The following is a 20,563-nucleotide window of genomic DNA, read 5'->3' as shown; positions in this document are numbered from 1 at the left end:
CTTCGGCCCGTCTCCGCCCGGGAAACCGCGGCTCTCGGACTGCGTGTCCGCCGCGCGGCGACTAGAATCGGCCGGGGGCCGCATCCGCGCGCCCGAACCACCTACCGGGAGCGAGGGTACGTGAGCCTCATCGTGCAGAAGTATGGCGGATCGTCGGTCGGCGACGCCGAGGGCATCCGCCGCGTCGCAAAGCGCATCGTCGACACGAAGCGCGAGGGGCACGACGTGGTCGTGACCGTCTCCGCGATGGGCGACACCACCGACGACCTGATCGACCTCGCGCACCAGATCGCGCCGATCCCCGACCCGCGCGAGTTCGACATGCTCGTGACCACCGGCGAGCGCATCTCGATGGCGCTGCTCGCGATGGCCATCAAGTCGATGGGCTACGACGCCCGCTCCTACACCGGCAGCCAGGCCGGCATGATCACCGACGCGAAGCACGGCGACGCACGCATCGTCGACGTCACCCCCATCCGCGTCCGCGAGGCGCTCGACGAGGGCGCCATCGCCATCGTCGCGGGCTTCCAGGGCTTCAACCGCGACACCAAGGACATCACGACGCTCGGCCGCGGCGGATCCGACACGACCGCCGTCGCGCTCGCGGCCGCGCTCAAGGCCGACCGCTGCGAGATCTACAGCGACGTGGACGGCGTGTTCTCGGCCGATCCGCGCATCGTCCCCAAGGCGCGCAAGCTCGACCGCGTCTCGAGCGAGGAGATGCTCGAGCTCGCCGGCAGCGGCTCCAAGATCCTGCACATCCGCGCCGTCGAGTACGCGCGGCGCCAGGGCGTCACGCTCGTCGTCCGGTCCTCGTTCTCGAGCGACCCAGGAACCATCGTCTACAACCCCAACGAGGAGAACCAAGTGGAAGAAGCCACCATCGCGGGCGTCGCGCACGACCTCAGCCAGGACAAGATCACCGTGGTCGGCCTGCCCGACGTCCCCGGTTCGGCGGCGACGCTCTTCAACATCGTCTCGCAACAGGGCGCGAACATCGACATGATCGTGCAGAACGTGCAGACCCAGAACGACGGCGTCACGGACATCTCCTTCACGCTGCCCAAGACCTCCTCGGAGCAGGTGCTCAAGGCGCTCGACTCGGCCAAGGCCGAGGTCGGGTACGAGGAGCTCCGCTTCGACGACCACATCGGCAAGGTCTCGCTCGTGGGCTCGGGGATGCGCACCAACATCGGCGTCTCGACGACGCTGTTCGAGTCGCTCTCGAGCGCGGGCATCAACATCGACATGATCTCCACCTCCGAGATCCGCATCTCGATCGTCACCAACGCCGACCTCGTGCCCGAGGCCGCCCGCGCCATCCACGCCGCATTCGGCCTCGACGGCGAGTCGGAGGCCGTGGTCTACGCCGGCACCGGCCGATAGCCGAGCGCCGCGGTCCCGACCGCCGAAGGCCCGCCGCGCATCGGCGGGCCTTCGGCCTATCCGAGCCGTGCCGCCCGCGATACGCTTGAACCCCCGCGCATCCGCGCGAACCGCCACCGCTGATCCCGTTGAAGGGTGGCCGACACCGAAGGAGTGCCCTGAGAGATGACTGACCAGTTCACCGTTGCCGTAGTCGGTGCAACCGGACAGGTCGGCGGCGTCATGCGCCGCCTGCTTGCCGAACGCGACTTCCCGATCGCGAAGATCCGCCTCTTCGCCTCGGCCCGTTCCGCCGGCAAGCAGATCGAGTTCAAGGGCGAGCAGATCACGGTCGAGGACGTCGCGACCGCCGACCTCGACGGCATCGACATCGCGCTGTTCTCGGCGGGAGGCGCCACCTCCAAGGCGCAGGCCGAGCGCTTCGCGGCGGCCGGCGCCGTCGTGATCGACAACTCCTCCGCCTGGCGCCTCGACCCCGATGTGCCGCTCGTGGTCTCCGAGGTCAACCCCCAGGACATCGCGGAGCGCCGCAAGGGCATCATCGCGAACCCCAACTGCACCACGATGGCGGCGATGCCGGTGCTCAAGGCGCTGCACGACGAGGCCGGACTCGAGCGCCTCGTCGTCTCGACCTTCCAGGCGGTGAGCGGCTCCGGCCTCGCCGGCGCGCGCGAGCTGTCGGGCCAGATCGTGGCGGGCGCGGACCAGGGCGAGGACGCGCTCCTCGGCCTCGTCGAGGACGGCTCCGCCGTGGAGCTGCCCGAGCCGCAGAAGTACGTGCACCCGATCGCGTTCAACGTGGTCGCCCAGGCCGGCGACTTCGTCGACGACGGCACGGGCGAGACCGACGAGGAGCAGAAGCTCCGCAACGAGTCGCGCAAGATCCTCCACGCGCCGGACCTGCTCGTGAGCGGCACCTGCGTGCGGGTGCCGGTGTTCACCGGCCACTCGCTCACGGTCAACGCCGAGTTCGCCCGCGACATCAGCCCGGAGCGTGCGCGCGAGGTCCTCGCCGAGGCGCCCGGGGTCGAGCTCGTGGACGTGCCGAGCCCCCTCGCGGCGGCCGGGGCAGACCCGAGCCTCGTCGGCCGCATCCGCCGCGACCAGTCGGCGCCCGAGGGCAAGGGCCTCGTGCTCTTCATCTCGAACGACAACCTGCGCAAGGGGGCGGCCCTCAACACGGTGCAGCTCGCCGAGCTCGTCGCCGAGGACCTCAAGGCGCGCGCGACCGTCTGACGCGTCCAGCACCCCTCCGGAAGGGCGACCGCGGATCCCGCGGCCGCCCTTCCGCATTTTCCGGGGCCGGATGCGGGGGCCGGTGGGGCAGAGAGCACCGCGGGGCAGAGGACACTGCGGCGGGGCGCGTGGATGCCGGCGGTCCCGCCGCGGAATGCGGGCCGAAGTGCGCCCGGAATGGGGTGCATGGCTGTGCGATCGCGGTATTCGGGGTGGCTCGGTTATACGCCCCGATCCGGCCGCGGGTTCGGGTGCGGTGCGGCATGGGGAGACCCGCGTCGCGAGGCGGAGGGGTGAGGGGCGGGGAAGCAGACAGGCGTCGGCGCGCCCGGATCGGGATACATGGCTGCGCCGTCGCGGTATTCGGGGTGGCTCGGTTATACGCCCCGATCCGGTCGGCGGGTTCGGGTGCGGTGCGGCATGAGGAGGCCCTCGTAGCGAGGTGGAGGCGAGACCCCGTAGTGAGGCGGAGGTGGCGGGGAGACAGCCGGGCCGAAGTGTGCCGAATTGGGGTGCATGGCTGCGCGGTCGAGGTATTCGCGCCTGCCCGGCTATACGTCCCGATGGGGGAGGCCCGGCGCAGGCGGCGCCGAAGAGTTGCCCGCACCCCGCACAAGAACGGGCGCGACTGCTACGCTGTTTCATGTAAAGAAAAAAAGATTCCGCAATGCGGAACAATTAGGAGAAAGTGAGGAGAAGCATGGTGCAACGACTCGAAGTCGGAGCCGCCGCTCCGGAGCTCTCGCTCTCCACCGCCGGTGGGGAGCGGGTTTCGTTGAGCGACTACCGCGGTCGCAAGGTGATCGTCTACTTCTACCCCAAGGCCTTCACCCCGGGCTGCACGACCGAGGCCTGCGACTTCCGCGACAACCTCGCCTCGCTCCGTGGCCAGGGCTACGAGGTGCTCGGCGTCTCGGCCGATCCGGTCGAGCGGCTCGCGGAGTTCGCCGAGGCGGAGCAGCTGCCCTTCCCGCTGCTCAGCGACCCCGATGCGGAGACGGCCAAGGCCTGGGGCTCCTGGGGTGACAAGGTGCTGCCGGACGGCAAGGAGATCACCGGCGTGCTCCGGAGCACGTTCGTGGTCGACGAGGCCGGCGCCCTCGAGCTCGCCGAGTACAACGTCCCCGCCGAGGGGCACGTCCGCGCCCTGCGCGAGCGCCTGGGCGTCTAGGCGCCCCGCGGAGCCCTCGGCGCGCGGCCGGAGTGCGAAATCCCACCCCCGGAAACGTTGCATCCTCCGAGGATCCATGCTTAACTAACTCCTACATTACGGAATAAAGATTCCATAATGTGAAAGTCGAAAGGTGAGCAATGTCGCTTACAGTATTCAATCGTCTCGATGCCGACGCGGCGGCGGACATGATCCGCCCGTGCGCCGACATCCCGAGGTGGATTGAAACCGTCGTCTCGAGTCGTCCGTACTCCAACGTGGAGGAGGCTCTGTCCGTGGCGAAGAACGCCACTGCGGAGTGGTCGGCGCAAGAGGTGGACGGGGCTCTGTCGGGTCACCCCCGCATCGGCGAGCGCGCCGATGGGGAGGATAAGGAAGCCGAACTCTCCCGGGCCGAGCAGGCCGGCGTGGAGGCCGAGGATGCGCAGGTCCTGGCGGACCTCGCTCGCGGCAACCGCGAGTACGAGGAGCGGTTCGGGCACATCTTCCTCATCCGCGCCGCGGGCCGGAGCGCCCGCGAGATGCTCGACGAGCTGCACCGACGACTCAGCAACTCACCCGAGGACGAACTCGACGAAAGCGCAGGCCAACTGCGCGAGATCGCCCTGCTTCGACTGGAAGGAATCCTGAACGCATGAGCCAGATCACCACCCACATCCTCGACTCGACCGCGGGCCGACCCGCAGCCGATGTCGCCGTGGACCTCGTGACGGGCGCCGGAGAGGTGCTCGCGACGGGTCGCACGAACGACGACGGCCGCATCCCGGACCTCGGCCCCGAGTCGCTGGAGCCCGGCACGTATCGACTCGTGTTCGCGGTCGGCGAGTACTTCGCCCGCCTCGAGCAGGAGGCCTTCTATCCCTCCGTCACGATCGACTTCACGGTCGCCGACGGCGAACAGCACTATCACGTACCGCTGCTCATCTGTCCGTTCGCATACTCAACGTATAGAGGTAGCTAATAATGTCTGACAACAACAACACCTGCTCCAACACCCTCCAGACCGCGCCCGACGCCGCCCCCGTCCTCGGGTTCAACCAGTACGGCAAGGACGAGGTCCACGTCGTCAAGGTCAACCGCGACACCGAGCGCCACGCCATCGAGGACCTGGTCGTCCGCAGCCAGCTGCACGGCGACTTCGACTCGGCCTACTACGACGGCAACAACGAGCACGTCGTCCCCACCGACACGCAGAAGAACGTCGTGTTCTCCTTCGCCAAGGACGGCATCGGCTCGCCCGAGGAGTTCCTCCTGCGTCTCGGCAAGCACTACCCGGAGAACTTCGAGTGGGTCACCGGCGGCCGCTGGTCGGCCCGTCAGGTGACCTGGGACCGCATCCCCGTCGAGGGCGAGGAGCACGACCACTCCTTCTACCGCGGCGGATCCGGCGGAGAGACCCGCACGGCGGTGCTCAAGGTCGACGGCGACCGCAAGTTCCTCATCTCGGGTCTCGAGGACCTCTCGGTGCTCAAGACCACGCAGAGCGGCTTCGTCGGGTACCCGAAGTGCAAGCACACGACGCTGCAGGAGACCGAGGACCGCATCCTCGCGACCTCGGTCACCGCCCGCTGGCTCTACAACACCACCGACGTCGACTTCAACGCGGTCTACGAGTCCGCGCGGAAGATCCTCCTCGAGGTCTTCACCAACCACTACTCGCGCGCGCTGCAGGAGACGCAGTGGCTCATGGGCCAGGCGCTGCTCGCAGCCCACCCCGAGATCGCCGAGGTGAAGTTCTCGATGCCGAACCTCCACCACTTCGTCGTGGACCTCTCGCCCTTCGGGCAGGAGAACCCCAACGAGGTCTTCTTCGCATCGCACTCGCCCTACGGACTCATCGAGGGCACCATCCGCCGGGACGGCCTCGCCGACACCGACGCCATCTGGTCCGGAACCCCGGACTTCATCTAATCCCCGTCGAGGGGAGCCGCGGACTACGAGCTCCGCGGCTCCCTCCCCGGCTAGGAGGGCGGTGGGGCGCGCAATCGCGCCCCGCCCCCTCCGTCTACCGACAACGAGGTCGTTATGGCAAAGAATTCAGCAAACCCGTCGAAACCCAAGAAGCAATTCCCCGGCACGATCGATGTCCAGGGCGAGCCCGAGGACGAGCGGATCGGCTTCGGGCGCACCATCGCCTACGGCCTGCAGCACGTGCTCACCATGTACGGCGGCATCATCGCACCGCCGCTCATCATCGGCGGCGCCGTCGGCGCCAGCTCCGACGAGATCGCGATGCTGATCGCCTGCTGCCTGTTCATCGGCGGCCTGGCCACCATCATCCAGAGCTTCGGCCTGCCCTTCTTCGGCTCGAAGCTGCCCCTGGTGCAGGGCGTCTCCTTCGCCTCGGTCTCCACGATGACCGCCATCGTCGACGGCGGCGGCACGATCAACGAGATCTTCGGCGCCGTGCTCGTCGCCTCCGTGCTCGGATTCATCATCACGCCGTTCTTCGCGCAGATCATCCGATTCTTCCCGCCGGTGGTCACCGGCGTCGTGATCACCTCCATCGGGCTCACGCTGATGCCCGTCGCGGCGCGCTGGATCATGGGCAACAACCCGGACGTCGAGTACTACGGCTCCATGAAGGCCATCGGCCTCGCCGCGGCGACGCTGCTCGTGGTCATCGTCTGCTCGAAGCTCGGCCGCGGCATGATCTCGCGGCTCGCGGTGCTCATCGGCCTGGTCGTGGGCACGATCATCGCGATCCCCATGGGGATCGCCGACTTCTCGAACGTCCCGAACGGGCACATCTTCGAGCTGCCCACCCCCTTCGCGCTCGGCTTCCCGGAGTTCAAGGTCGCCTCGATCATCTCGATGTTCATCGTGGTGATGGTGATCCTCACCGAGACCGCCGCCGACATCCTCGCCGTCGGCGAGATCACCGGCTCCAAGGTCAACCGCAAGCGGATCTCGAACGGCCTGCGCGCCGACATGATCTCGAGCATCGTCTCGCCGATCTTCAACTCCTTCACGCAGTCGGCGTTCGCGCAGAACGTCGGTCTCGTCGCGATCACCGGCGTCCGCAGCCGCTTCGTCGTCACCGCCGGCGGCGTCATCCTCGTGGTCCTCGGCCTGCTGCCCATCATGGGCCGCGTCGTGCAGGCGGTGCCGTTCCCCGTCCTGGGCGGCGCGGGCATCGTCCTGTTCGGCTCCGTGGCGGCCTCCGGCATCCGCACGCTGTCCAAGGTGTCGTACAAGGACAACATGAACCTCATCATCGTGGCCGCGTCGCTCGCGTTCGGCATGCTGCCGATCGTGATGCCGGACATCTACCACGACTTCCCGGACTGGTTCCAGGTCATCTTCCACTCGGGCATCTCGTCGGCCGCGCTGATGGCGATCCTGCTGAACATCATCTTCAACGAGCTGAAGTTCGGCAAGGGCCGCAACAAGAACACCTTCGCGGCGAGCCCTCCCCGGATGGTGCGCGAGGACGAGATCCAGTCGCTCGAGGACGGCGACACCTTCGTCGGCGGCAAGCTCTACTCGAGCGACGGCGAGGAGATCCCGATCGTCCGCGTCAACGAGAGCGGCAGCCAGACGACCTCCCTGCACATCCCGTCCGCGGACAGGATCCGGCCCGATACGGGCAACCACCGAACCAAGTAACCGACTCCCATCGGAGGGCGGGCGATCCTCGCCCTCCGATCGGGCGCATCACAGAGGAATAGGCGTACAGGTGAACAACCCCAACGTTTCCCAGCTCCAGCACAACCAGGCCGATTCGGACCCCGAGGAGACCGCCGAATGGCTGGAATCCCTCGACGGCCTCCTCGCCGAGCGCGGCAAGGACCGCGCGAAGCGCATCGTCGAGCAGCTCGGCGCACGGCTCGGCGACGCGGAACCGGCGCCGCGCGGAGCCGGCCCGGTCACCACCGACTACGTCAACACCATCAGCCCCGAGGATGAGCCCGCCTACCCGGGCGACGAGGAGCTCGAGCAGCGCATCCGCTCCTACGTGCAGTGGAACGCGTCGGTGCTCGTGCACCGCGCGCAGCGCCCCGACCTCGCGGTCGGCGGCCACATCGCCACCTTCGCGGGCGCGGCCACGCTCTACGAGGTCGGCTTCGAGCACTTCTTCCGCGGGCGCGATCACGCCTCGGGCGGAGACCAGGTGTTCTTCCAGGGGCACGCCTCGCCCGGCATCTACTCGCGGGCCTTCCTCGAGGGCCGGCTCGACGAGGCCGCCCTCGACGGCTTCCGCCAGGAGCGCTCGCGCCCCGTCGGGCTCTCGAGCTACCCGCACCCGCGGCTCATGCCGGAGTTCTGGCAGTTCCCGACCGTCTCGATGGGCATCGGGCCGATGAACGCCATCTATCAGGCGCAGTCGAACCGCTACCTGCAGGCCCGCGGCATCCGCGACACCGCCGATCAGCACGTGTGGGCCTTCCTCGGCGACGGCGAGATGGACGAGCCCGAGTCGCGCGGCCTGCTGCAGCTCGCCGCGAACGAGGGGCTCGACAACCTCACGTTCGTCGTGAACTGCAACCTGCAGCGGCTCGACGGCCCAGTGCGCGGCAACCAGAAGATCGTGCAGGAGCTCGAGGGCTTCTTCCGCGGCGCCGGCTGGAACGTGGTCAAGGTGCTGTGGGGCCGCGAGTGGGACGACCTGTTCGCCCGCGACCGCGAGGGCGCACTCACCGAGCTCATGAACCGCACGCCGGACGGCGACTTCCAGACCTTCAAGGCCGAGAGCGGCGCCTTCGTGCGCGAGGAGTTCTTCGGCCGCGACCCGCGGACCGCGGCGCTCGTGAAGGACTACACGGACGAGCAGGTCTGGAACCTCCGCCGCGGCGGCCACGACTTCGCCAAGGTGCACGCCGGCTACGCGCGCTCGCGCGAGCGCAACGGCAAGCCCACCGTGGTGCTCGTCAAGACGGTCAAGGGCTACCAGCTCGGCCCGTCCTTCGAGGGGCGCATGGCCTCGCATCAGATGAAGAAGATCGCCAACGACGACCTTCTCGCCTACCGCGACGCCCTGCGGCTGCCGATCTCCGATGCCGAGATCACGGCCGATCCGTACTCGCCGCCGTACGTCAAGCCCGCGCCGGGCTCGGACGAGGAGACCTATCTCCTCGACCGACGTCGCGCGCTCGGCGGGCCGGTGCCGGCGCGCCGCTCGAAGTACACGCAGATCGAGCTGCCGAAGGAGGCCTCCTACGGGGCCGCGCGCAAGGGCTCGGGCAAGCAGGCGGCGGCGACCACGCAGGTCTTCGCCCGCGTGCTGCGCGACATCATGCGCGACGGCGAGTTCGGCAAGCGCATCGTGCCGATCATCCCGGACGAGGCGCGGACCTTCGGCATGGACGCGTACTTCCCGACGCAGAAGATCTACAACCCGCACGGCCAGCAGTACGTCTCGGTCGACCGCAACCTGCTGCTCGCCTACAAGGAATCCGAGTCGGGGCAGATCCTGCACATGGGCATCAACGAGGCCGGGGCGGTGGCCGCGTTCACCGCGGCCGGCACGGCGTACTCGACCCACGGCGAAGTGCTCGTGCCGGTGTACATCTTCTACTCGATGTTCGGCTTCCAGCGCACCGGCGACGGCTTCTGGGCGGCGGGGGATCAGATGACCCGCGGCTTCGTGGTCGGCGCCACGGCGGGCCGCACCACGCTCACGGGCGAGGGGCTGCAGCACGCCGACGGGCACTCGCCCATGCTCGCCGCAACCAACCCCGCGGTCGTCAGCTACGACCCGGCCTACGGCTACGAGCTCGCGCACATCGTGCGCGACGGCATCGAGCGGATGTACGGCGGGCAGCACCCCGACCCGAACGTCATGTACTACCTCACGGTCTACAACGAGCCGATCCCGCAGCCGGCGGAGCCCGAGGGCGTCGACGTCGACGGCATCCTCAAGGGCATGCACTGCGTGCAGCCGGCGCCGGAGGGCTCGGCCGACCCGGTGCGCATCCTCGCCTCGGGCGTCTCGGTGCCCTGGGCCCGCGAGGCCGCCCGGGTGCTCGAGGAGGACTGGGGCGTGCGGGCCGCCGTGTGGTCGGTCACCTCGTGGACGGAGCTGCGGCGCGAGGCGCTGCGCGCGGACTCGCGATCGATCGCGGAGCCGGGCGCCGAGAACACCGAGCCCTGGTTCGTCTCGCGGCTGCGCGAGCAGGGGAGCGGCCCGGTGGTCGCGGTGAGCGACTACATGCGGCAGGTCCCCGACCAGCTCGCGCAGTGGATGCCCGCCACCTACCGCTCGCTCGGCGCCGACGGCTTCGGGTTCTCGGACACGCGGGCGGCGGCGCGGCGGCACTTCCGCATCGACATCGAGTCGATCGTGGTGCGGGCGCTCGAGGCGCTGGCCGCCGACGGCCGGGTGGACGCCGGGACGCCCGCGCAGGCGGCGCAGCGGTACGCGCTCGACGAGATCGCCCGCGGCCGCACGGGCGGCGGAGGCGGCGACGCCTGAGAGACCGGCCGGGCCCTCGGGGGCGGGTCCGGCCTCATAGCGAAGCCCGGCTCGGGCGGACGGCGGTCCGTCCGAGCCGGGCTTCTTCGTGCGCCGCGGCGCGGGCCTCGGACGAGAACCGCGCGGACGAGAACCGCGCGGACGAGAACGGCGTGAACGAGAATGGGGCGAACAGCCGCCGCATCCCCGATACGGGTGCGGCCGGGCTGTTCGCCCCTTTCCGGGCGGCGGCTAGCTGTCCTCGATGGAGGCGACGATGCGGGCCGCGGCCGCCTGCAACAGCGGCACGGCCTGCACCGTGAGCTCCTCGGTGACGCGGGTGTTGGGCCCCGAGATCGAGATCGCCGAGGGCGTGGGCGCGTTCGGCAGCGGCACGGCGATGCAGCGCACCCCGAGCTCCTGCTCGCCCTCGTCGATCGCGTACCCGCGCTCCCGGGTGAGGGAGAGGTCGGCGAGCAGCTCCTCTACGGTGCCGAGGGACTGCTTCGTGGGGGTCGGCATGCCGGTGCGGCCCACGATGGCCCGGACCGCGTCGTCGTCGAGGGTCGAGAGCATGGCCTTGCCCACGCCGCTCGCGTGGGGATGCACGCGCTGGCCCACCTCGGTGAACATCCGCATCGCGTGCGGCGAGGGCGCCTGGGCCACGTAGAGCACGTAGTCGCCGTCGAGCACCGCCATGTTCGCGGTCTCCTCCATGTTCTTCACGAGCTCGTGAAGCTCGTGCTTCGCATTCGCGCCGAGCTGGCGGCCGGCGGCGTCGCCGAGGCGGATGAGGCGCGGCCCGAGTGCGTACTTGCGGTTCGCGAGCTGGCGGACGTACCCCTTGCTGAGCAGGGTGCGCAGGAGCCGGTGGATGGTGGGCAGCGGCAGCTCGCTCTCGGTGGCGAGCTCGCTGAGGGTTGCGGTGCCGCCCTGGCCTGCGATGATCTCCAGGAGATCGAATACCCGCTCGACCGATTGAACGCCGCCGCCCGATTGCTGTGCCATGAAGGTCCCTCCGTATTTCCTTGTTCGAGCCTACGTCCTCGTGACCCGGGGAGGGTGCTTGCGCGACCGCCTCCTGAGTTCTAGTATTTCACAGAGCAGAAGTTTATATCCATATGGCGAAACTTCCGCGCATCGCGACCGGTCCGATACCGCGGCCCGCGAAAAGCTGCGAACGCAGCGGCAATCCGATCAAGGAGGATCACATGGCCATCAACCCCTCACCCGGACACTCGATCATCATCCGCGTCGACGCGCCAGTCGGCTACCGGACCACGAGCGAGATCGCGGAAGCGGTCGGCCGTGCCGGAGCGCAGGTGACCGCGCTCGACGTGGCCGAGTCCCAGCACGACAAGATCGTCGTCGACGTGAGCGCGAACACCTCGAACCAGAGCCAGATCGACGACATCCGCGCGGCGATCGAGGAGATCGAGGGCGCCCACGTCCGCGAGGTCAGCGACCGCACCTTCCTCATCCACCTCGGCGGCAAGCTCAGCGTCGAGCCCCGCGTGACGCTCCGCAACCGCGACGACCTCTCGCGCGCCTACACGCCCGGCGTGGCCCGCGTCTGCACCGCGATCGCCCAGGACGTCAGCAAGGCCCGCAGCCTCACCGTCAAGCGCAACACCGTCGCGGTCGTCACCGACGGCACCGCGGTGCTCGGCCTCGGCGACATCGGCCCCGAGGCCGCGCTGCCGGTCATGGAGGGCAAGGCCGCCCTCTTCAAGCAGTTCGCCGGTGTCGATGCGTGGCCCGTCTGCCTCGACACGAAGGACACCGAGGAGATCATCCGCATCGTCAAGGCCATCGCGCCCGTGTACGGCGGCGTGAACCTCGAGGACATCGCGGCGCCCCGCTGCTTCGAGATCGAGCGCCGCCTGCGCGACGAGCTCGACATCCCGGTCTTCCACGACGACCAGCACGGCACCGCCATCGTGGTGCTCGCCGCGCTGAACAACGCGCTGCGCGTGGTCGACAAGAAGATCGAGGACATCAGCGTCGTCGTCTCGGGCGTCGGCGCCGCCGGCAACGCGATCATCCAGCTGCTGATCGCCTCCGGCGTCTCGAAGATCCGCGCCGCGGGCCGCGAGGGCGTCATCGCCCGCGGCGTCGAGCAGCGCGACGAGCACCGCGCCTGGATCGCGGAGCACACCAACGAGGAGGGCTTCACCGGCTCCCTCAAGGAGGCGCTCGTCGGCGCCGACGTGTTCATCGGCGTGAGCGCGCCGAACGTCATCGACGGCGACGACGTGGCCGCGATGGCCGACGACGCGATCGTCTTCGCCCTCGCGAACCCGGACCCGGAGATCAACCCGAGCGACGCGGCCGAGCACGCCGCGGTCATCGCCACGGGCCGCAGCGACTACCCGAACCAGATCAACAACGTCCTCGCCTTCCCGGGCCTCTTCCGCGGCCTGCTCGACGTGGGCGCCTCGAAGATCACGACCGACATGCTCGTGGCCGCGGCGGACGCGATCTCCTCCTGCGTCACGGACGAGGAGCTCAACTCCTCCTTCATCATCCCGAGCATCTTCAACGCCGAGGTCACCCAGCGCGTCGCCGCGGTCGTGGCGGAGGCCGCCGAGCGCAACGGCGACCGCACCGTCTCCGAGCGCGCCAGCGAGTTCGACACCGCCGGCCTCACCGAGCGCGCATAGCCTCGAGCCGTCCGCGCCGCCGCGCACCCAGCCCACGATTCAAGGAGCCCCAGCCATGACCATCACCATCACCGACCCGAACCCCTGCGCGAACGCCGAGGACATCCTCACCGACGAGGCCCTGGCCTTCGTCGAGGCGCTGCACGAGCGGTTCGGCGCACGCGTGCCCGAGCTGCTGCAGCAGCGCGCCGAGCGCCGCGACCGCATCTCGCGCACCGGCACGCTCGACTTCCGGAGCGATACCGCGCACATCCGCGAATCCGACTGGCAGGTCGCGCCGATCCCGGAGCCGTTCGCGGACCGCCGGGTCGAGATCACGGGGCCCGCGAGCCCCGAGAAGATGGCGATCAACGCGCTCAACGCGGGCGCGAAGGTGTGGCTGGCCTGCCTCGAGGACGCGTCCTCGCCGACCTGGCACAACGTGATCGACGCGCAGGTGAACCTCAAGCAGGCCGCCTCGCGCCGCATGGAGCACACCTCGCCCGAGGGCAAGCAGTACCGCCTCCGCGAGGACGGGGGCGACGCGATCGTCGTCGTCCGCCCCCGCGGCTGGCACCTGCCCGAGCGGCACGTGCGCGTGGACGGCGGGGACGCCGTGGCGGCCTTCGTGGACTTCGGCCTCCACTTCTTCCACAACGCGAAGACGCTGACCGAGCAGGGCCGCGGCCCGTTCTACTACCTGGCCAAGCTCGAGGCGAGCGAGGAGGCGCGGCTCTGGAACGACGTGTTCTCCTTCGCGGAGGAGTACATCGGCATCCCGCACGGCACCGTGCGCTCGACCGTGCTCATCGAGACGATCACCGCGGCCTTCGAGATGGACGAGATCCTCTACGAGCTGCGGGAGCACGCCGCCGGCCTCAACGCGGGCCGCTGGGACTACCTGTTCTCGTTCATCAAGAACTTCCGCGACGCGGGCGAGGGCTTCGTGCTGCCGGACCGCGCCGACGTCTCGATGACCGCGCCGTTCATGCGCGCCTACACCGAGCTGCTCGTGAAGACCTGCCACCGCCGCGGCGCCTTCGCGATCGGTGGCATGGCCGCGTTCATCCCCGACCGCAACGACCCGGAGAAGGCCGCGCAGGCCTTCGAGAAGGTGCGCGCGGACAAGCGCCGCGAGGCGAACGACGGCTTCGACGGCTCCTGGGTGGCCCACCCGGCGCTCGTGCCGATCGCGCAGGAGGTCTTCGACGACGTGCTGGGCGCCAAGCCCAACCAGATCGACCGCAAGCGCCCCGAGGTGGAGGTGACCGCCCAGCAGCTGCTCGACGTGAGCTCGGCGCCGGGCCGCCGCACCGAGGAGGGCCTCAAGGACAACCTCTACGTGGCCACCTGGTACATCGCCGTGTGGCTGCAGGGCAACGGCGCGGTGGCGATCCACAACCTCATGGAGGACGCGGCCACCGCCGAGATCTCGCGCTCTCAGGTGTGGCAGCAGCTCAACGCGGGCACCGTGCTCGAGGACACCGGGAGCACCGTGACGGTTGAGCTCGTGAACCGCCTGCTCGACGAGCAGCTCGAGGTCATCCGCGGCCAGGTCGACGAGGACGCGTTCACGCGCTTCTTCTCGCCGGCGGGCGAGCTCGTGCGTGGCATCACCACGAGCGAGGAGTACGTGGACTTCCTCACGCTCCCCGCCTACGACATCGTGTGCGCGAACGAGGCCGCGGCGGAAGGCGGTCGGGCGTGACGACCACCGCGATCAGCGACCCCTTCTCCGAGGCCGCCCTCAGCCGGGTCGAGGAGCAGCTCGCCGGCACCGACTCGCTGCTCGCGAACGCCTACCCGGGTGACACGGCCGACCGCCAGCCGGTGCATACCGTCTACGTGGCGGCGCACCTGCTCACCGCCGACACCGTCGCCGAGTGGGGCCGGGCCGCGCTCGCCGCGGTGGACGGCGTGGGCGGGCTCGAGCGCCTCGCGGGGCACCTGGGCGAGGAGCTCGGCCTCGACGCCGATGCCGACCTCGACCCCGCCGTCCTCGCGCGGCTCGTCGAGGCGAAGCTCGCGAGCGAGCCGATCGAGGACCTCCGCGTGGACTTCGAGGACGGCCTCGGCGCCGTCTCCGACGCCGAGGAGGACGCCGCGGTGGCCTCCTCGCTCGCGGCGATCGCCGCGATGCGGGAGCGCGGCGCGCTGCCCCCGCACGTGGGCCTGCGCTTCAAGTGCTTCGAGAACGACACCCGGGCCCGCGGCATCCGCACCCTCGGGCTGTTCATCGCCGGGCTCGCGGAGCAGGAGGGCGGCCTGCCCGAGGGGCTCGAGATCACGCTCCCCAAGGTCACCACGGTCGAGCAGGTCGAGGCCATGGTCTACCTGTGCGAGCAGCTCGAGGAGCGCCTCGGCCTGCCGGCCGGGCGGCTGCGCTTCGAGGTGCAGGTCGAGACCCCGCAGGTGGTCATCGACGCCGAGGGCCGCGTGCCGCTCGCGCGCCTCATCCACGCCGGCGGCGGCCGCGTCTCGAGCCTCCACTACGGCACCTACGACTACTCGGCCTCGCTCGGCGTCGCCGGCGGCTACCAGTCGATGGAGCACCCGGTCGCCGACTTCGCGAAGTCGTTCATCCAGGTGGCCGCGGCGGGCACCGGCGTGCGCTACTCGGACGGCTCGACCAACATCGTGCCGGCCGGGGACGGCCTCCAGCGCCTCGACGCCTGGGCGCTCCACGCCCGCCTCGTGCGCCGCTCGCTCGAACGCGCGATCTACCAGGGCTGGGACCTCCACGCCCACCAGCTCCCCACCCGCTACCTCGCGAGCTTCGCGTTCTTCCGCACCGGGCTCTCGAGCACGATCACGCGGCTGGACAACTACCTGGGCGGCAAGGACTCGGCCGTGATGGACGAGCCGGCCACGGCCCGCGCGCTCGCGGCCTTCCTGGTGCGCGGCGTCAACTGCGGCGCCGTGCCGGAGCAGGAGCTCTCCGAGCGCATCGACGTCTCGCCCGACGCGATCCGCGCCCTCGCCTACCCGAACCGCTCGACGAAGGAATAGATTCTTGACGAAGAACACGAACGCCACGTACCCGAAGCTCGACACCCCGCTGCCCGAGCAGCACGAGCACCTCTCCTCGGCCGCCGTCGTCAAGGACGCCTACACCTTCATCCCCGCCTCGGTGATGCGCGACATCGTCGCGAGCGTGCTCCCCGAGTTCACGGGCGCGCGCGCCTGGGTCCTCAACCGGCCCGTGGCCGGGGGAGCGACCACCTTCGGCCAGATGCTCGTCGAGCTCGAGCCGGGCGGCGGGTCGGATGCGCCCGAGCCGCAGCCCGAGGTCGCGAACTTCGTGTTCGTGCAGCGCGGCACCGTCTCGGTCGTGCTGGACGAGGGCCGCGAGCCCGTGGAGCTGGGGGAGGGCGGTTACGCCTTCGCGCCGGCCGGGTCGAACTGGTCGATCCGCAACACGGGCGACGGGGTCGCCGAGTTCATGTGGGTGCGCAAGCGCTACGAGGAGTACGACGGGCCCAGGCCCGCCGCGTTCTCGGGGCACGAGCAGGACATCGAGCCGACGGCCATGCCGGGCACCGACGGCCGCTGGGCGACCACGCGCTTCATGGATCCGGAGGACGTCGCGCACGACTTCCACATGACGGTGGTCACCTTCGAGCCGGGCGCGAAGATCCCGTTCCTCGAGACCCACGTCATGGAGCACGGCATCTACATCCTCGAGGGCAACGCCGTCTACCGGCTCAACGAGGACTGGATCGAGATGTCCGCGGGCGACTACTTCTCGCTCCGCGCCTTCTGCCCGCAGGCCTGCTACGCCGGCGGGCCGGGCAAGTTCCGCTACCTGCTGTACAAGGACGTCAACCGGCAGATCCGTCTCTGAACCGTCGCCGCCGCCTACCTGGCGGTCCGCTGAACACCGATCGCCCGGGGGTTGCCCCGGGCGATCGTTGTACGCTACGCTTTCATTATTCAGAAGTTATCTTCCGTAATGCGAAATCAACCAGCAAGACCCACAGCACAGTGAAGACCGCGATGCCACCATCGCTCAGCAAAGACAAGGGAGTCTGATGACGTACACCGTGAACTGCTCGATCCTCCTCACCGAGCTGCCCCTCCTCGACCGCGCCCGCGCCGTCCGCGAGGCGGGCTTCGACCAGGCCGAGTTCTGGTGGCCGTTCGCGAGCTCGACTCCGGCCGCCGACGAGATCGAGGCATTCGAGGCCTCGCTCCGCGACGCGGGCGTCAGCCTCACGGGCCTCAACTTCAACGCGGGCGACATGCCCGGCGGCGAGCGCGGCCTCGTCTCCCTCCCGAACCGCGAGCAGGAGTTCGTCGACAACCTCGACGTCGTCACCGGCATCGGCGAGCGCACCGGCTGCCGCGCCTTCAACGCCCTCTACGGCCTGCGCGACGCGGAGTTCACCCCCGAGCAGCAGGACGAGATCGCCGTGGAGCAGCTCGCCCGCGCGGCCGACGCCGTGGCACGCATCGACGGCACCGTGCTTCTCGAGCCCGTATCCGGCGCCGAGGAGTACCCGCTCAAGACCGCCGCCGACGCCCTCGCCGTCATCGAGAAGACGGGGCGCTCCAACATCAAGCTGCTCGCCGACTTCTACCACCTCGCCGCCAACGGCGACGACGTCCCCGCCGTGATCGAGGCCCACGCGGCCGAGTTCGGCCACATCCAGATCGCGGACTTCCCCGGCCGCGGCGCCCCCGGCACCGGCGACCTGCCGCTCGCCGAGTGGATCACGCGCTCGCGCGAGCTCGGCTACCAGGGCCCGATCGGCCTCGAGTACAAGCAGGCCGAGGACCCGTTCGGCTGGGTCGCCCAGGGACTGCTGCCCGGGCTTCCCGCCGAGACCGGGCGCTGACGCGCCGCCGCGGCACCGAACACGCTTCAGACTGAAAGGTACGACATGACCACCATCGCATTCATCGGACTCGGGATCATGGGCCTGCCCATGTCCAAGAACCTCGTCCAGGCCGGCCACAAGGTCGTCGGATACAACCGCAGCCCGCAGAAGGTCGAAGAGCTCGTCTCGGCCGGCGGCACCGGCGCCTCGGCCATCGCCGAGGCGGTGGCCGAGGCCGACGTCATCGCCACGATGGTGCCGGACTCGCCCGACGTCGAGGCCGTCGTCTCGGGCCCCGAGGGCGTCTTCGCGAACGCGAAGGACGGCGCGCTGTGGATCGACTTCTCGTCGATCCGCCCCGACGTCTCGGCGCGCCTCGCCGACGACGCCCGCGAGGCGGGCGTCCGCCCCCTCGACGCCCCCGTCTCGGGCGGCGAGCCCGGCGCGATCGACGGCGTGCTCTCGATCATGGTCGGCGGCGAGGCCGCGGACTTCGCCGAGGCCGGACCCGTGTTCGACGCGGTCGGCAAGACCATCGTCCACGTCGGCCCCTCGGGCGCCGGCCAGACGGTCAAGGCGGCGAACCAGCTCATCGTGGCCGTGAACATCCAGGCCCTCGCCGAGGCCGTGACCTTCCTCGAGGCCTACGGCGTGGACACCGACGCCGCGCTCAAGGTGCTCGGCGGCGGGCTCGCCGGCTCGAAGGTGCTCGACCAGAAGGGCCAGAAGATGCTCGACCGCAACTTCGACCCCGGCTTCCGCCTCGAGCTGCACAACAAGGACCTCGGCATCGTCACCTCGGCGGCCCGCGAGGCCGGCGTCGTGGTGCCCCTCGGCTCCGCCGTCGCGCAGCTCGTGTCGGCCCTCGTCGCCCGCGGAGACGGCGCGCTCGACCACTCGGGCCTGTTCAAGCTCGCCACCGAGCTCTCGGGCCGCGACGGCGCCTGACCCCCTCGGAGCCCGGCTGCGCACATCCCCGTCGCGGCCGGCTCCCACCCCCATCACCCGATCGGGGCAACGCCGCCCCGATCCCCAATCGTTCTGATAGCTCAGGAACCCCTGAGGACAAGGAGACACCCCCATGGCAAAGATGCGCGCTGTCGACGCAGCGGTACTGATCCTCGAGAAGGAGGGCGCCACGCAGGCGTTCGGCCTTCCCGGCGCCGCAATCAATCCCTTCTACTCCGCGATGCGCGCCCACGGCGGCATCAAGCACGTGCTCGCCCGCCACGTCGAGGGCGCCTCGCACATGGCCGAGGGATACACCCGCACCCGCCCGGGCAACATCGGCGTGTGCATCGGCACCTCCGGCCCCGCCGGCACCGACATGATCACCGGCCTCTACTCGGCCTCCGCCGACTCGATCCCGATCCTCTGCATCACGGGCCAGGCGCCGGTCGCCAAGCTCGACAAGGAGGACTTCCAGGCGGTGGACATCGCCTCCATCGCGAAGCCCGTGACCAAGCTCGCGAAGACCGTGCTCGAGGCCGGCCAGGTGCCGGGCGTGTTCCAGGAGGCCTTCCGCCTCATGCGCTCCGGCCGCCCCGGCCCGGTGCTCATCGACCTGCCGATCGACGTGCAGCAGACCGAGATCGAGTTCGACATCGACAGCTACGAGCCGTCGCCCGTGGCGAAGCCCGCCGCGACCCGCGCGCAGCTCGAGCGCGCGCTCGAGCTCATCGAGGGCGCCGAGCGCCCCCTCCTCGTGGCCGGCGGCGGCATCCTCAACGCCGCGGCGGAGGCGGACTTCCGCGCCCTCGCCGAGGAGCTGGGCATCCCCGTCGTGCCGACGCTCATGGGCTGGGGCATCATCCCCGACGACCACCCGCTGCACGCGGGCATGGTGGGCCTGCAGACCTCGCACCGCTACGGCAACGAGAACCTCCTCGCGAGCGACCTCGTGTTCGGCATCGGCAACCGCTGGGCCAACCGCCACACCGGCGACGTGGACACCTACCGCAAGGGCCGCACCATCATCCACGCCGACATCGAGCCGACCCAGATCGGCCGCGTGTTCGCCCCCGACTACGGCATCGTCTCCGACGCCGGCGAGCTCATCCGCGGCCTGCTCGAGCTCGTGCGCGAGCGCAGCGGCTCGCTCCGCGACCGCAGCGGATGGGCTGCCGAGTGCCAGGACCGCAAGGCCCGTCTCCAGCGCAAGACCAATTTCGACAACGTGCCGATCAAGCCGCAGCGCGTGTACCAGGAGATGAACCGCGCCTTCGGCGAGGACGCCCGCTACGTCACGACGATCGGCCTCTCGCAGATCGCCGGCGCGCAGATGCTCCACGTGTTCAAGCCGCGCCACTGGATCAACGCGGGCCAGGCCGGCCCCCTCGGCTGGACCCTGCCCGCCGCCCTCGGCGCCGCGGTGGCCGAGCCCGAGACCCCGGTCGTGGCGCTCTCGGGCGACTACGACTTCCAGTTCCTCATCGAGGAGCTCGCGGTCGGCGCCCAGCACCGGATCCCCTACGTGCACGTCGTGGTGAACAACTCCTACCTCGGCCTCATCCGCCAGGCCCAGCGCGGCTTCGAGATGGACTTCGAGGTGTCGCTCGCGTTCGAGAACATCAACTCGAGCCTCGAGGTGCAGGGCGAGACGGTCAAGGGCTACGGCGTGGACCACGTCAAGGTGGCCGAGGGCCTCGGCTGCAAGGCCATCCGCGTGGAGGACCCCTCGAAGCTGCAGGAGGCGTTCGCGCAGGCGCAGGAGCTCGCCGCAGAGCACCGCGTGCCCGTGGTGGTCGAGGTCATCCTCGAGCGCGTGACGAACATCTCGATGGCCGGCGCCTCGATCGACGCCGTGAACGAGTTCGAGGAGATCGCCGAGACGGCCGAGGACGCGCCCACCGCGATCCTCCCCATCGGCTCCCGCGAGCAGGCCGCGGCGCCCGTGGCCTCCGGGGCCTAGGGA

Annotated in this window: 15 protein-coding genes and 1 pseudogene; 15 read left to right on the top strand and 1 reads right to left on the bottom strand. The window is 69.9% G+C overall.

The genetic code is table 11. From position 1 onward, the window contains the following. Nucleotides 1-120: 120 nt before the first annotated feature. The 8 genes from FM112_RS14050 to aceE all read left to right on the top strand — a co-directional run bounded on the left by FM112_RS14050 (nt 121) and on the right by aceE (nt 10,208). Entirely contained in the window at nt 121-1,386 is a 1,266-nt protein-coding gene (locus tag FM112_RS14050; protein WP_087008685.1) for an aspartate kinase, read from the top strand. A 165-nt stretch (nt 1,387-1,551) separates the two neighbouring features. After that, nucleotides 1,552-2,622: an aspartate-semialdehyde dehydrogenase gene (locus tag FM112_RS14045; RefSeq protein ID WP_087008683.1), complete on the top strand. Its 1,071-nt coding sequence runs from the start codon at nt 1,552-1,554 to the stop codon at nt 2,620-2,622. Between the two features lie 700 nt (nt 2,623-3,322). Beyond that, on the top strand, nt 3,323-3,793 hold the full coding sequence (bcp, locus tag FM112_RS14040; protein WP_087008680.1) for a thioredoxin-dependent thiol peroxidase: 471 nt from the start codon (nt 3,323-3,325) through the stop codon (nt 3,791-3,793). Between the two features lie 140 nt (nt 3,794-3,933). After that, entirely contained in the window at nt 3,934-4,431 is a 498-nt protein-coding gene (gene uraD, locus FM112_RS14035) for a 2-oxo-4-hydroxy-4-carboxy-5-ureidoimidazoline decarboxylase (RefSeq protein ID WP_087008678.1), read from the top strand. Continuing rightward, nucleotides 4,428-4,754: a hydroxyisourate hydrolase gene (gene uraH / locus FM112_RS14030; RefSeq protein WP_087008676.1), complete on the top strand. Its 327-nt coding sequence runs from the start codon at nt 4,428-4,430 to the stop codon at nt 4,752-4,754. Before uraD ends, uraH begins: the two co-directional genes overlap by 4 nt. A 2-nt stretch (nt 4,755-4,756) precedes the next feature. Beyond that, entirely contained in the window at nt 4,757-5,704 is a 948-nt protein-coding gene (gene pucL, locus FM112_RS14025; RefSeq protein ID WP_087008674.1) for a factor-independent urate hydroxylase, read from the top strand. A gap of 114 nt (nt 5,705-5,818) precedes the next feature. Beyond that, nucleotides 5,819-7,402 (top strand): nucleobase:cation symporter-2 family protein, encoded by a 1,584-nt coding sequence (locus FM112_RS14020; RefSeq protein ID WP_087008672.1) that lies wholly within the window; start codon nt 5,819-5,821, stop codon nt 7,400-7,402. A gap of 70 nt (nt 7,403-7,472) precedes the next feature. Next, nucleotides 7,473-10,208 (top strand): pyruvate dehydrogenase (acetyl-transferring), homodimeric type, encoded by a 2,736-nt coding sequence (aceE, locus tag FM112_RS14015; protein ID WP_087008670.1) that lies wholly within the window; start codon nt 7,473-7,475, stop codon nt 10,206-10,208. Between the two features lie 231 nt (nt 10,209-10,439). Here aceE and FM112_RS14010 read toward each other — a convergent pair whose 3' ends face one another. Next, nucleotides 10,440-11,195, bottom strand: a complete 756-nt coding sequence (locus tag FM112_RS14010; RefSeq protein ID WP_087008668.1) for an IclR family transcriptional regulator — start codon at nt 11,193-11,195, stop codon at nt 10,440-10,442. 203 nt (nt 11,196-11,398) lie between these two features. Here FM112_RS14010 and FM112_RS14005 point away from each other — a divergent pair, with 203 nt between their 5' ends. The 7 genes and pseudogenes from FM112_RS14005 (at nt 11,399) to gcl (ending at nt 20,560) form a co-directional block, all read left to right on the top strand. Then, complete coding sequence (locus FM112_RS14005) at nt 11,399-12,850, top strand: NAD-dependent malic enzyme (RefSeq protein ID WP_087008666.1); 1,452 nt, start codon at nt 11,399-11,401, stop codon at nt 12,848-12,850. A 55-nt stretch (nt 12,851-12,905) separates the two neighbouring features. Further along, nucleotides 12,906-14,537, top strand: a complete 1,632-nt coding sequence (aceB, locus tag FM112_RS14000; RefSeq protein ID WP_087008664.1) for a malate synthase A — start codon at nt 12,906-12,908, stop codon at nt 14,535-14,537. Then, complete coding sequence (locus tag FM112_RS13995) at nt 14,534-15,838, top strand: aldolase/citrate lyase family protein (RefSeq protein ID WP_254910512.1); 1,305 nt, start codon at nt 14,534-14,536, stop codon at nt 15,836-15,838. Before aceB ends, FM112_RS13995 begins: the two co-directional genes overlap by 4 nt. A gap of 4 nt (nt 15,839-15,842) precedes the next feature. Beyond that, a complete protein-coding gene (locus tag FM112_RS13990) occupies nt 15,843-16,673 on the top strand; it encodes a bifunctional allantoicase/(S)-ureidoglycine aminohydrolase (RefSeq protein ID WP_087008662.1) in 831 nt (276 codons plus the stop codon). 187 nt (nt 16,674-16,860) lie between these two features. Then, nucleotides 16,861-17,667: a hydroxypyruvate isomerase family protein gene (locus tag FM112_RS13985; protein WP_087008659.1), complete on the top strand. Its 807-nt coding sequence runs from the start codon at nt 16,861-16,863 to the stop codon at nt 17,665-17,667. A 33-nt stretch (nt 17,668-17,700) separates the two neighbouring features. Then, nucleotides 17,701-18,597, top strand: a pseudogene (locus FM112_RS13980) (2-hydroxy-3-oxopropionate reductase); the annotation flags it as partial. Nucleotides 18,598-18,730: 133 nt separating this feature from the next. Beyond that, nucleotides 18,731-20,560, top strand: coding sequence for a glyoxylate carboligase (gene gcl, locus FM112_RS13975; protein WP_087008655.1), 1,830 nt, complete (start codon nt 18,731-18,733; stop codon nt 20,558-20,560). Nucleotides 20,561-20,563: the final 3 nt, after the last annotated feature.

The sequence above is a fragment of the Gulosibacter sp. 10 genome (genome assembly GCF_900163695.1).
Classification (GTDB): domain Bacteria; phylum Actinomycetota; class Actinomycetes; order Actinomycetales; family Microbacteriaceae; genus Gulosibacter.
The sequence above is the reverse complement of the archived record's forward strand: the minus strand, read 5'-3'. Positions and strand labels throughout refer to the sequence as shown.